This is a genomic window from Dokdonia sp. (assembly GCF_039945015.1).
In the GTDB taxonomy this organism is placed as follows: Bacteria; Bacteroidota; Bacteroidia; order Flavobacteriales; family Flavobacteriaceae; genus Dokdonia.
Map to the genome: position 1 here is coordinate 138,161 of NZ_JBDUXP010000012.1, position 11,944 is coordinate 150,104.

Annotated in this window: 14 protein-coding genes; 6 read left to right on the forward strand and 8 right to left on the reverse strand. The window is 33.4% G+C overall.

Going from position 1 to position 11,944, the window contains the following annotated elements; all coding sequences use genetic code 11:
* Positions 1–2 precede the first annotated feature (2 nt).
* The 3 genes from ABJD27_RS09535 to ABJD27_RS09545 form a co-directional block, all read right to left on the reverse strand.
* The gene (locus ABJD27_RS09535; protein ID WP_348163047.1) at positions 3–1,400 is read right to left on the reverse strand and encodes an anthranilate synthase component I family protein; all 1,398 of its coding nucleotides are present in this window, start codon (positions 1,398–1,400) and stop codon (positions 3–5) included.
* A gap of 249 nt (positions 1,401–1,649) precedes the next feature.
* Entirely contained in the window at positions 1,650–2,219 is a 570-nt protein-coding gene (locus tag ABJD27_RS09540; RefSeq protein ID WP_348163044.1) for a YceI family protein, read from the reverse strand.
* Positions 2,220–2,238: 19 nt separating this feature from the next.
* Entirely contained in the window at positions 2,239–2,688 is a 450-nt protein-coding gene (locus ABJD27_RS09545) for a MarR family transcriptional regulator (protein WP_348163041.1), read from the reverse strand.
* Between the two features lie 170 nt (positions 2,689–2,858).
* Here ABJD27_RS09545 and ABJD27_RS09550 point away from each other — a divergent pair, with 170 nt between their 5' ends.
* The 5 genes from ABJD27_RS09550 to ABJD27_RS09570 all read left to right on the forward strand — a co-directional run bounded on the left by ABJD27_RS09550 (position 2,859) and on the right by ABJD27_RS09570 (position 6,188).
* The gene (locus ABJD27_RS09550; protein ID WP_348163038.1) at positions 2,859–3,368 is read left to right on the forward strand and encodes a TlpA disulfide reductase family protein; all 510 of its coding nucleotides are present in this window, start codon (positions 2,859–2,861) and stop codon (positions 3,366–3,368) included.
* On the forward strand, positions 3,365–3,994 hold the full coding sequence (locus tag ABJD27_RS09555) for a thioredoxin family protein (RefSeq protein ID WP_348163036.1): 630 nt from the start codon (positions 3,365–3,367) through the stop codon (positions 3,992–3,994). Before ABJD27_RS09550 ends, ABJD27_RS09555 begins: the two co-directional genes overlap by 4 nt.
* 103 nt (positions 3,995–4,097) lie before the next feature.
* On the forward strand, positions 4,098–5,486 hold the full coding sequence (locus tag ABJD27_RS09560) for an MBL fold metallo-hydrolase (RefSeq protein ID WP_348163033.1): 1,389 nt from the start codon (positions 4,098–4,100) through the stop codon (positions 5,484–5,486).
* Positions 5,486–5,794: a rhodanese-like domain-containing protein gene (locus ABJD27_RS09565; RefSeq protein ID WP_348163030.1), complete on the forward strand. Its 309-nt coding sequence runs from the start codon at positions 5,486–5,488 to the stop codon at positions 5,792–5,794. The genes ABJD27_RS09560 and ABJD27_RS09565 overlap by 1 nt, the downstream gene beginning before the upstream one ends.
* A 7-nt stretch (positions 5,795–5,801) precedes the next feature.
* Positions 5,802–6,188, forward strand: coding sequence for a rhodanese-like domain-containing protein (locus tag ABJD27_RS09570; RefSeq protein WP_348163027.1), 387 nt, complete (start codon positions 5,802–5,804; stop codon positions 6,186–6,188).
* 82 nt (positions 6,189–6,270) lie between these two features.
* Here the strand turns inward: ABJD27_RS09570 and ABJD27_RS09575 are convergent, their stop codons facing one another.
* Entirely contained in the window at positions 6,271–8,304 is a 2,034-nt protein-coding gene (locus ABJD27_RS09575; RefSeq protein WP_348163024.1) for an FG-GAP-like repeat-containing protein, read from the reverse strand.
* A 16-nt stretch (positions 8,305–8,320) separates the two neighbouring features.
* Entirely contained in the window at positions 8,321–9,445 is a 1,125-nt protein-coding gene (locus ABJD27_RS09580; RefSeq protein ID WP_348163021.1) for a hypothetical protein, read from the reverse strand.
* A 478-nt stretch (positions 9,446–9,923) separates the two neighbouring features.
* Between ABJD27_RS09580 and ABJD27_RS09585 the strand changes: the two genes are divergently transcribed.
* Positions 9,924–10,376 carry a Na(+)-translocating NADH-quinone reductase subunit F gene (locus ABJD27_RS09585; RefSeq protein ID WP_348163018.1) on the forward strand — a complete coding sequence of 151 codons (453 nt, stop codon included), beginning with the start codon at positions 9,924–9,926 and terminating at the stop codon, positions 10,374–10,376.
* 92 nt (positions 10,377–10,468) lie between these two features.
* On the opposite strand, the gene ABJD27_RS09590 is transcribed toward ABJD27_RS09585, so the two are convergent.
* The 3 genes from ABJD27_RS09590 to ABJD27_RS09600 form a co-directional block, all read right to left on the reverse strand.
* Positions 10,469–10,852 carry a DoxX family membrane protein gene (locus ABJD27_RS09590; RefSeq protein ID WP_348163015.1) on the reverse strand — a complete coding sequence of 128 codons (384 nt, stop codon included), beginning with the start codon at positions 10,850–10,852 and terminating at the stop codon, positions 10,469–10,471.
* A gap of 137 nt (positions 10,853–10,989) precedes the next feature.
* Positions 10,990–11,589 carry a hypothetical protein gene (locus ABJD27_RS09595; protein WP_348163012.1) on the reverse strand — a complete coding sequence of 200 codons (600 nt, stop codon included), beginning with the start codon at positions 11,587–11,589 and terminating at the stop codon, positions 10,990–10,992.
* Positions 11,590–11,639: 50 nt separating this feature from the next.
* Entirely contained in the window at positions 11,640–11,930 is a 291-nt protein-coding gene (locus ABJD27_RS09600) for a hypothetical protein (RefSeq protein ID WP_348163009.1), read from the reverse strand.
* Positions 11,931–11,944: the final 14 nt, after the last annotated feature.

Here is an 11,944-nt window from a genome sequence, read left to right on the forward strand (position 1 = left end):
AATTAAATTTCTTCGGCAATTTCTAATGCCATTGTTAATGCACCTAGTTTATTATATACTTCTTGTAGCTCTTTTGCGGGATCACTGCCCGAAACAATTCCGGCTCCTGCTTGGTAATGTAATGCATGATTCTTACTTAAGAACGAACGAATAATGATTGCATGATTAAAATTGCCATTAAAATCCATAAATCCTATGGCACCACCATAAAATGTGCGATTTCTATTTTCGTATTTTTCTAGTAATTGCATTGCCATATGCTTAGGCGCGCCACTTAGAGTTCCTGCAGGAAATGTATCTGCAACTACTTGTAATGTACTAGATGACGTGTGTTTATGAGCAGTTACTTTGCTTACAAGATGAATTACATGTGAGAAGAATTGTACTTCTCTATAGGTTTCGACTTGAACCCCATGTCCATTTCTAGAAAGATCATTACGCGCAAGATCTACGAGCATAACATGCTCGCTATTTTCTTTTTCATCTATGGCAAGTTCTTTGGCAAGTTGTGCATCTTGTTCATCATTTCCTGTACGTTTAAACGTACCAGCGATGGGATGAATTTCGGCTTTTCCATCACTTACAATGAGTTGCGCTTCTGGTGATGAACCAAAAATTTTAAAATCTCCATAGTCAAAGTAAAATAAATAAGGGGATGGATTTACACTACGCAATGCTCGATATACATTAAACTCATCTCCTTTAAATTGTTGAGAGAATCGTTTGCTAGGTACTATTTGAAAGACATCACCTCGTTGACAATGCTTTTTGCATGTTTCTACTAAAGATTTATAGTCATCATCAGAAATATTAGTTTCTGGAGTGCCTTCTCTATTAAAATTATACTCTGCAAAGTTTTTAACTTTAAGTAGTTGTTCTATTTGCGAAATATTATTTTCACCTGATGTGGTATGACAAAATATATAGGCTTCATTATTAAAATGATTGATCGCAATGATATTTTGATACACAGCATAATAGATATCTGGGATAGCAAGATCGTGCTCTTTTTTTGTGACCTCTATATCTTCAAAATAATGAACAGCATCGTATGATAGGTATCCAAAGAGGCCATTATTTATGAATTTAAAGTCTGATGATTCTGATGTGAACGCTTTCGCGAAAGCGTCTAAAATTCCTACAACATCGGTCTCTGGAGTATTACTGTCTGTAATTGTCTTACCGTCAGGGAATTGTTGTGTAATCTCATTGCGATCTACTTTAATAGAGGCAATGGGATTGCAACAGATATAACTAAAACTATTGTCATTTGCGTGGTAATCGCTACTTTCTAATAATAAACTATTAGGAAAACGATCACGTAGTCGCAAGTACACGGATACGGGTGTAATCGTATCTGCAAGCAGTTTTTTGGAATGTGTTTTTAATACGTATGTCATTAGCATATTCTTTTTTATAGTCCTATTGTCTATAGAAATGAAAAAAGCCTGTCGTAAGACAGGCTTTTTATATGATTTAATACATAGGGGCTTCTTACGACAACTGTTGTTTCGTTTTCCACCACCAAGTATGTACTGTGTTGTTTTTCATTTAGGGTATAAAGATAGGAAGCCCATTTAAATAAAAAAAACGCAATAACTAAATTTTATAAAAATTGTTAGTACGTTTTTTTGTGAAGGGTCTTTACTTTAGAATTTTAAACTCACAGCAAGATCAAAATTATCACTAATAGCTTTGTCTTTTAAGTTATCAAAGAAAGATGAAGATCCGTACTTGATACCGTATTTTGTACGATCTACAGATAATGTAGTAGATGCTGTATTCCCATTCATATCCATATGAATTTTCATGTTTTGTGTGACTCCCTTGATTGTCATATCACCTACAACGCTATATCCATTACCACTTTTTACAGACTTTGTAATTGTAAAAGTAGCAGATGGAAAGTTATCGACTCCAAAAAACTGGTCCGTTTTTAAGTGGCCTTCTAGTTTTTCTTTTCCTTTTCCAGCCTCTAGGTCGGTTACTTGTATAGAAGTCATATCAATAGTAAAACTTCCACCTACAAGTGTATTCCCTTCCATAATAAGAGTACCCTCTTTTAAGTTAATAGAACCTGTATGTGAACCTGTTACTTTTTTTCCAGTCCAAGTAATGGTAGCTTCTTTTACTTTTACTTCTTTTTTTATTGGGTTTGTTGTGGCAAATGCTCCTGTTACTATAAGTGCTAAAACTGCTGTAAAAATTCTTGTTTTCATTGTTTCTGTTTAAATATATTTATTGTCTAAGTTTATTGAGTAGTTTATTGAGCAACTCAAGCTCATCTTCATTTAGTTGTTGTGTGACTCTATTTTCGGCATCATTTACAACGATGTCCATTTTTTCTAAAAGTAAAAGTCCTTTTTTTGTGATTGTGATTTCTACTTTTCTTCTGTTTGAAGGACACACAGTACGTTCTGTATATCCTTTCAAAATTAATTTATCTACAAGTCTTGTTGTATTACTCATCTTAGAGACCATTCTAGAATTAATGGTAGATAGGTTTGCAGGTTTGTTTTTCTGCCCTCTTAAAATTCGTAATACATTAAATTGTTGTAATGATACATCAAATGGTTTTATAGCTTCAGTGATGATATCATTAGCCCAGCTTGCTGAGTACAAAACATTTATCGTTAGTTTTCGCGAAAGCGGTAATGTTTTTGTTTTTATGATATCTTCAATTGTCATTACAATATTTGTATATACAAATGTAATATGTTTGAACTTAAATTTGGAATATTTAACAATTTTTTAAAAATTTGATGATTTTCTAAGAAGAGTGCAACAATTTTTTAACGTATAAATCCCAAAGTTTGTTAATAGAACCTATAGAACAAAAACCATATTATACATTTGTAATGATGAAATACTATATACTCGTAGGTGTATTGATCTTGATGGGTTGTAAAGGAGGAAAGGAAGAAGTCATTACGTCAACCAAAATGTCTTCCCAAGTATCTTTTGAAACAGTTGATTACGAAGGATTAGAGGAATATCTAGAAACGTCCAATGCAACAGTTCAAGTGGTTAACTTTTGGGCAACTTGGTGTCAACCTTGTGTCAAAGAATTACCTTATTTTGAGAAGGTAAATACATTGTATGCAGATCAGGATGTAGATGTAATTTTGGTAAGTCTTGATTTTCCAGATCATATAGAACGCTTAAGTCGTTTTATAGAAAAGCATAATATTCAATCAGAAGTAGTATTTTTAGACGATGGGGATGCAAATAATTGGATACCTAAAGTAGATGTTTCATGGTCGGGAGCAATTCCAGCCACTATTATATATACTAAAGAAAAACGTTCTTTTTATGAAAGATCATTTACATATGATGAATTAGAAAAAGAGCTTAAATTATTTTTATGAAAACATTAAAAATCTTAACCGCCCTTGCTGTCGTAGTGATTTTATCTGCGTTTGTAGTAAAGTCTATGGGACCTAAAGGAATAGGGAGTAATGGATATGGTGTAGGAGATATGGCAGATGATATTCATCTTAAAAATATAGATGGACAATTTGTTTCTTTTTCAGATTATACAAGCGCAAAAGGATTTATTGTGATTTTTACCTGTAATACGTGTCCATTTTCTGTAGCAAATGAAGATAGGATTATAGCACTTGATACAAAATATAAGAATTTAGGTTATCCTGTAATTGCTATAAACCCTAATAATCCAGATGTAAAACCTGGAGATAGTTTTGAAGCTATGAAAGTAAGAGCAAAAGAAAAAGGGTTTACATTTCCATATCTTTTTGATGAAGGTCAACAGGTATATCCAAAGTATGGAGCGACAAAAACACCACATGTATATTTACTTCAGAAAACTGATAAAGGGAATGAAGTAAAATATATAGGTGCTATTGATGATAATTCTAGAAGCGCAAATGCTGTAAAAGTAAGATACTTGGAAAATGCAGTAGATGCACTATTATCTGGTAAGTCAGTAGAGGTAACAGAGACCAAAGCTATAGGTTGTTCTATTAAGGCATAGTCTAAGCTTATGAAAATATAGAAAATCGAAATCGACTGATTTCGATTTTTTTGTTTACCCCTATTTTATTTGCTTAAATTTGTACTCAAACTACACATACGTTATGATCTTAGAACAAATGTATACAAAGTGCCTAGCCCAAGGAGCTTATTTTATAAGTTCGCAAGGTGAGGCTGTTATTATAGATCCATTAAGAGAGGTACAACCTTATCTTGATCTTGCCAAAGAACACGAGAGTGTTATTAAGTATGTTTTTTTAACTCATTTTCATGCTGATTTTGTAAGTGGACAAGTAGACTTAGCAAAGGCTACAGGAGCGACGGTGGTATTAGGACCTAATGCAAAAGCTGGCTATGATTATCATGGAGCAAAAGATGGAGAAGTTTTTACATTGGGAGCACTTACTATAGAAGTGATCCATACGCCTGGTCATACTATGGAATCTACGTGTTATTTGCTGCGAAATGAAAAAGGGGAGGAGCAAGCGTTATTTACAGGAGACACTTTATTTATAGGAGATGTAGGACGTCCAGATCTTGCAGCAAAATCAAACCTGACCAAAGAAGATCTAGCAGGGCATCTCTATGATAGTTTACATAATCGCATTATGCCATTATCTGATGATATTATCGTTTATCCAGCACATGGTGCAGGATCTGCTTGTGGTAAAAACATGAGTAGTCAGACTAGTGATACATTAGGAAATCAAAAGGAGACAAATTATGCTTTTAAACTTTCTAAAGCAGATTTTATAAAAGAACTTATTACAGGACTTCAAGCGCCTCCTAGTTATTTTCCTGAGAATGTCGCTATGAATAAGCGTGTGAATATAGATTTTGATACAATTATAAAAAGAGGAACAACACCACTTTCGGTTGAAGAGTTTGAGACAATAGCCTCGCAGGATGATGTATTAATACTAGATACAAGAGCTATTTTTGCTTTCGCGAAAGCGTCCTTACCACATGCTTGGTTTATAGGTCTTAGCGGTCAGTTTGCTCCGTGGGTAGGATCTGTAGTGCAAGATATCAATCAAAAAATAATATTTATAGCCGAAGAAGGGAAGGAAGAAGAAGTGGCAACACGTCTTTCTAGAGTAGGATATGATCATAGTTTAGGATATCTTAAAGGAGGTGTAGAGGCATGGGTAGCTGCTGGAAAAGAAACTGTAGCAATACAAGAAGTAACGGCACAAGAATTTGTAGACGGAATTACAAACGGTAGTATTACAAACCCTCTTGATGTGCGTAAGCCTGGAGAGTATGCTACAAGTCATATAGATGGAGTATCTCACGCCTCGCTAGACGAAGTACATACAAATAGCAAAAACTTAGATCCCTCAAAAACATACCATATACATTGTGCAGGAGGCTATAGATCATTAATTTATGCTTCTATTGCAAGATCACAAGGGATCGACAATGTGGTAAATGTATTAGGAGGATATGGAGCCATAAAGAAAACAGAATTAGGACAACTCAAATTAACATAATGAAAGATATAACAGTAGATGAGTGGAAATCACTTATAGCAACAGACGAAAATGCAGTAATTCTAGATGTACGAACAGATGATGAAGTAGAAGAAGGAATGCTAGATAATGCACAGCATATAGATATATATCTAGGGCAAGGTTTTATAGATGAGGTAAAGAAATTAGACCCAGCAAAAAATTACTATGTGTATTGTCGTTCTGGTAATCGTAGTGGTCAAGCTTGTGCTATTATGGGACAACTTGGTTTTGAAACAACTTATAATATGCTAGGTGGGTATACTGCTTGGGTAGATCAAGAAGGTTAATTAAAAAATGATGAGATACGTCATTCCTTTGTGTATTGTTTTATCAATAGTTTCTTGTAAAGAGGTAGCTACAGAACCTCGTGTTGAAGTGATTTCTGTACAAGAGATGGAAGAAGTACTTCGTGCGGAATCTGTACAGTTAATAGATGTTCGCACAAGAAACGAATTTGCTTCTAATCACATAAAGAATGCAAAAAACATCGTATATCAAGGTGATGATTGGGCAGCACAGATATCAGAACTTGATAAAGATAAACCAGTATACGTGTATTGCCAGAAAGGAGGCAGAAGTGCAAAATGTGCTGCTTTGCTAGAAGAAGCTGGTTTTGAAAAAATATACGACTTGGAAGGAGGAATTTCTCAATGGACTGCTGAAGGTAAAGAAGTAGAGTAATTTCTTTGATCGAGAGTGTAAAAAAAATGCGTGCCAAATGGCACGCATTTTTTATGTACTTATTTTAGAAGTAAATAGATCCTTATTTCTTTAAGAACTGTTGTACGTATGATTTGTTTTCTTGATAAATACGCATAAAGTAATTTCCTGTTGCAAGATTACTTACATCAACAGCATTTGTATCAAGTTTTCCATTAAGAACACGCTTACCATCTATTGTAAATACAGTATAAATAGCATTGTTTAATTGGAATGATGTTTCTAGATTTATGAAATCTTCTGCAGGGTTAGGGAATAGTTTAAGATCATTTGCAGTAATATCATCTATTCCTAATGCTTCATTTTCATGTATAACAAGTGTTTCATTAATATCTGGATTATCAATTGTAGTAATAATACCTGAAGGCCAATAAACAGTTACGACCTCAATAGCATCATCTTGACCTAAACCAAAATGAGTATTTAAAGAACTCATGTATCTAAAACCTTCTCCACTTCGTACATCTCTTATCTGAGTTCCTAATCCAGAAGATGTAATCTCTACACGAGCTCCAATACCATTTCTATTACTTTGATCTCCTATAGTTACTATTTTGATCCAGTTATTATCGTTTGCATTGTTTAAGAAAAGTCCATTACTGAAAATATCTAAGAAACCATCATCATTAGCATCTCCAATAGCTCCGCTTTGAGGAACTGTTTGGCTAAGGACTGTAAAAGAAAGTCCATCACCTCCGTTTAAAAGAATTCTACCATTTGAGAATATATCAAGGTGACCATCATTATTAAAGTCTCCCGGTGCATTTTCGATCCCTAATGGTGTTCCAGAAAGGTCTACAGAACCAGAAATGTCTGTAAAAGTTCCATCTCCATTATTACGCATATATTTTGTAGGTCCGTCTGAAGTAGAACTCGCTCCAATGTACCCATCCATATCTCCGTCATTATCATAATCTCCCCAAGCTGAAGACCAAGTCTGAACAGCATCGGCAAGATTTACGCCCGTATCTCCAGCGATATTAGTATAGGTGTTGTCACCATTATTTCTATGAAGTTGATTGATTTTTGCTTCAGTTTGACCTCCTCTACATTTTGCGATAAAAAGATCCATATCATGATCATTGTCAAAATCAATCCATACAGTACCGTAGTTACCTCCGTTTGAAACTAGACCTAAACCAGATGGGATTCCATCAGGATCTGCTCCTTGGTAGAATGTAAGATTCCCATCACCATCATTAATATAGTATACATTAGGTTGTACATCGTGACATACAAAAGCGTCTAAGTTACCATCGTTATTAAGATCTACAAAATTAGAACGTTGCGAGAAAACATATTCCGGTCCTGAAACTTCTGTAAATCCTGTGCCATCATCATTTGCATACATAAAAGTAACACCACTACCTCCACCATAAAGTAAGTCGTTATAACCATTCCCATCTATATCTCCAGCAGCAAGACTCCAAGAAGGAGTATAGTTTGCAGGAGTCGTTGTGATGTCTACAGTATTAAAACCGCCACCTTCAAGTTGGTAATTAATATTTACGTTTGTGTTAGATACAGATACTAAATCGTCAAGGAAGTCTCCATTCATATCAACCATGGCAAGTCTAGAACCATTAGTTGTAACTCCTTGAGCTGTAAATGTAAGTTGTCCTGGAGGTGGAGCATCTGCTTCACTAATTTCAAAATCAAAACCGTTAGAAGACCAATTGTTGTCCCAAGCGATATAATAAGATGTGCCAGCCGTTGCTTGAAAAGAAGCAACAGATAAGTATCCATTTCCAATATTACCGCCGTCATCATCTCCGATAACACAGTTTAAATTTCCACAATCTCCACTATAAATCTGTAGACGTGTATCCCCTCCAGAATTTACTTGAAGATCTGATGTTACAGTAACAAAAACATCATCTGCTGCAGTATACAGGTACCATTCTCCATTGTTAGCAGGGTTTGTAGTTGAAGTTGTACAGACAGGTGTAGGAGCTTCACCGTCTATGGTGTCTACAGTATATGTTCCTGCACTTACTGAAATTGCATTTGCGCAATCTTGTTGAGCTAGTAATGCAAAAGGCATACATAGTAATAAAGTGTAAAGTAATTTTTTCATGATTGGTGTAGTTTAGTTATTCACATTCAGTTTCTAGTTGGTTTATAAATTCTTCTATAAGTGTAATAGCCTCATCGTGTATAAGAGTTCTTCCTAAAAGAGGCATACGAACTTCTTCGGCTGTGGTATTTAGTCTAAAAAATAAAGTTGATCTTCCTATATTTCCTGGCTTGATAATATGAGAAAGCCCTCCTCCTAAATCTTCATCTGGTTCAACACAAATTCCAATGTTTTCATCTAATATAGATGATGCGTAATCTAATCGTATAGGTCTATAAGAGCAATGTCCTTCATCTATATGACAATGAGCACAGTTAACCTCAGCATAACTACGTACTCTATCTTTAATAGGGGCACTCGTGTCTTCCCAGTCTACTAAAGTATTTATGCTATTAGGAAATGATTGTAAGTATCCTGCATCTAGCCATTTTTGAAGTTGATTTTCTGTAGTTCCATCAGAATAGGTAAATGATTTGTTAAGATTTTGAGGTTTAGGTCCAATAGGAATAGAAGTGTCACCCGTTTTATGACATGTCTGACATTCTGCAATATTAGGAATTCTATAATTTACAGATCTAGTTTCACCATTGAGTTCCCACATAATATCTACATTACTACCATCTAAATCTAGCGTAGCTTCTGTTTGTGCTTCATTCCATACATAATTGGCAAATTCCCAACCATCAGCAGTACGTATAAGCATACGAGTTTCTAGAATACGTCTAGAGTTTGCAGGAAGAACATTATCGTAAAAGAAGTTTTTGACTATTATAGTGCCAATTGGAAAAATAAGTAATTTATTATCACTATCGTATGTAGAGGTTACTCCTTCTGGCATCCATATAAAACGTTTTTTTATTGAGTAATCAGAAAAGAGTTTATTAATTAATGAGTATTCAAGTACTCCTTGATTAGGAATAAGGTCTGCTAGATTTCCATCAAAAAAGCCATATTCAGATAATGAAGTAAAAGGAACTGCAGTTAAGTCAACAGTTACATTCATATCATCTACAGTACCTTGATCATCTGTCATGATTGGGTCGTCATCAGTTTCATTTACAGGAATATAATTATCATCATTACCACAGGATAATAATAAAGCAAATAAGAAAGTCAACAGGGTTAAATAATATTTACTCATGTAGTGTAGTTTTTTTGAAAAATACGGTTTTTATTTTATATTTTAATTGAGCTTGTTCATATAGAGACCTATGTGTTGGCTAATTACACGTTATCCTTTGTTTATATGAGCATATTAGTCTTACATAAATACTAACGTCATGTCAGTATTTAAGTATGTTTGATTGAAAAGGTATAATTGACTTGATGCTATTGCCTACTAAAATAACAACTGAATGTCAAAAATTCCTACCGTATGTTGTTAAAAATAACACAAAGCTAATGTTTCCTGCTGAATCAGTGTATTTTATAAATGTGTATGATGTCAAAAACTCCTCATTTGTAATTTTGATTTGTTAAGCGAAGTTTGGGTTGACATATGTCAAAAATTCTTATTTAATACTTAATGGAAGTACTATGGTTCTCTAACTATTTTGTGCTATTAATTTATGTGTTATTAGGTTTATTTTTTTTAAATTTAAAGAGCTAAAAAAAATACTATGAATACTTCCAAAAGGCTTGAGGACGCTATTACAAAATTATATACTGCTTTTCATAGTGATTTATTACATCCTGAATGTTGTAAATCATGTGCTGTAGGAAATATTCTAGACAACACAGAAGCTTGGAAATATCTTTCTGATGATCATGGTGCTATTGTTTTGAATTATATTGGAAAAGTACATCAAGGATTGGGACGAACGTTTAATGGATATACGCCTCAAGAATTATTGCAAATCGAAGCTGTTTTTTTAGAGGCTTGTGGATATTCTTTACCTATACGATATTATGGACAAAAACCTATTAACCCGAAAGATAAAGAAGTGTTGTTTAATAGTCTTTGTGTAACAGTCTCTTATTTATGTAAACTTGATGGAGTTTCTAATGTAATGGATTACTCTAAGTTATTTGAGTTTGAGAATGATGGGGCTGTATATGAATTGGCTTTTTAACTTAATATGTAAAAGATTTAATCTGTTATGTGCGATAAATAAAAAATCCCCTGAAAACTCAGAGGATTTTTTATTTTCATATATTTTTGAGATTAACTAGTTGCTCGCGCATTAAGAGCAAGTCCTGTTAAAGTTGTAAATAGTGCAAGATGTATCATAATATTCATCCAATTACCTGAAGGAATATGTACTAGTACTAATGCCATTAACATGATAAATGCTAAAAAAACATATGCCAGAAAAGTCTTTTTGTTAATGATAAGAAGTATACCAGCAATGAGTTCTAGAGCTGCTAATAAAGCTCCTAGTGCGTATGTTCCTGAATCTCCTAAAAATGAAAGACCACTACTTTTAAGAAAAGCAGCCATATTGTCAAGACCTACACCGCCTAAAAATCCTTCAATAAATTTTTCTACGCCACCCCAAATAAATAAGAGTCCAAAGCCTAATCTGATAATTAAATTTCCAGTGTTCATATAAAATGTGTTTTAATGGTTACTTATGATATTTAACAAATGTATGCTGATTTAAAGTTAATTAAAAGGTCAGTATTTCCCAAATACTTATATATCTTTCATTTTTTTTGAAAGATATATTTTAAAACAAATTGTCTTCAATTGTTCTTGTATGCTCTATATTCTTTAATATAGTTTTGTAATGTTTCTCCATCGACGACTTTACTCCATAAATCAAGATCTTTTTCTATTACAGTGGGATTGTAAGAAGCGTTTATATACTTCTTTATAGACGTTATATAACGTTTGTCATTCATTGGTATTTTAATGATAGATTGCCTTCCAGTAATGGCATAATCACCTTCATATGAGACACAAAAAACTAAAACTTGATTCCCTTTTTTAAGAGATGTGCCATCAAAACAATCAGTTTCTAGATGACGTATTGTATTCATATCTCTATTGTGTGATTTTGAATCGTATATGATTTCTTGAATGGTAATACGACCTTCTACAGATGTATATAATGCATCTTCAGATGGTGTAGATGGAGGTTCTAATTTAGTAACAGTTCCTAAGACAATAAGAGAATAGCGAGAACCAAATCCAAACGGAGTGAAGTCATTTGCCCAATACATATAACCAAGATCAAGACTTTCCTTTTTTACTTCTACCTCTTTAATCGCATGATTAGATTTGCATGCACTTGCAAAAAATAGTGTTAGTAATAGAATAAGTAATGTACATGGATTTTTCATAGTACTATAACTAGTCTAAAAATACAAATAATTAAATAAAAAGAGTAAAATCATATTTTTTTCATATGACTTTGTACTGCGGTTATCTTGTCTGAAATATAATTGCAAAGAGACAAGTTTTTGCTCTTTACATTGATTTCTACTTTAATATTTTCTTTACAATTATTTATTCTCCTTATACAAAATTTCCCGAAAGGGAAGAACACTTGTAAATCATTTTCTTCATCTTGTAGATATAAATCAAACTCTCCGCTAATCCAATTTAAAAACGTGTCATAAACGTCATTATTTGCAAATGATTCTTTTCGAATAACTTCATAATATGATTTGTTTGTTTGCATTCTTAAGTTTGTTG

Bases quoted from the DNA above. Each gene is read 5' to 3' on its own strand.
- ABJD27_RS09535 (WP_348163047.1), bottom strand. From the start codon at position 1,400: ATGACATACGTATTAAAAACACATTCCAAAAAACTGCTTGCAGATACG.
- ABJD27_RS09540 (WP_348163044.1), bottom strand. From the start codon at position 2,219: ATGAAAACAAGAATTTTTACAGCAGTTTTAGCACTTATAGTAACAGGA.
- ABJD27_RS09545 (WP_348163041.1), bottom strand. From the start codon at position 2,688: ATGACAATTGAAGATATCATAAAAACAAAAACATTACCGCTTTCGCGA.
- ABJD27_RS09550 (WP_348163038.1), top strand. From the start codon at position 2,859: ATGATGAAATACTATATACTCGTAGGTGTATTGATCTTGATGGGTTGT.
- ABJD27_RS09555 (WP_348163036.1), top strand. From the start codon at position 3,365: ATGAAAACATTAAAAATCTTAACCGCCCTTGCTGTCGTAGTGATTTTA.
- ABJD27_RS09560 (WP_348163033.1), top strand. From the start codon at position 4,098: ATGATCTTAGAACAAATGTATACAAAGTGCCTAGCCCAAGGAGCTTAT.
- ABJD27_RS09565 (WP_348163030.1), top strand. From the start codon at position 5,486: ATGAAAGATATAACAGTAGATGAGTGGAAATCACTTATAGCAACAGAC.
- ABJD27_RS09570 (WP_348163027.1), top strand. From the start codon at position 5,802: ATGATGAGATACGTCATTCCTTTGTGTATTGTTTTATCAATAGTTTCT.
- ABJD27_RS09575 (WP_348163024.1), bottom strand. From the start codon at position 8,304: ATGAAAAAATTACTTTACACTTTATTACTATGTATGCCTTTTGCATTA.
- ABJD27_RS09580 (WP_348163021.1), bottom strand. From the start codon at position 9,445: ATGAGTAAATATTATTTAACCCTGTTGACTTTCTTATTTGCTTTATTA.
- ABJD27_RS09585 (WP_348163018.1), top strand. From the start codon at position 9,924: ATGAATACTTCCAAAAGGCTTGAGGACGCTATTACAAAATTATATACT.
- ABJD27_RS09590 (WP_348163015.1), bottom strand. From the start codon at position 10,852: ATGAACACTGGAAATTTAATTATCAGATTAGGCTTTGGACTCTTATTT.
- ABJD27_RS09595 (WP_348163012.1), bottom strand. From the start codon at position 11,589: ATGAAAAATCCATGTACATTACTTATTCTATTACTAACACTATTTTTT.
- ABJD27_RS09600 (WP_348163009.1), bottom strand. From the start codon at position 11,930: ATGCAAACAAACAAATCATATTATGAAGTTATTCGAAAAGAATCATTT.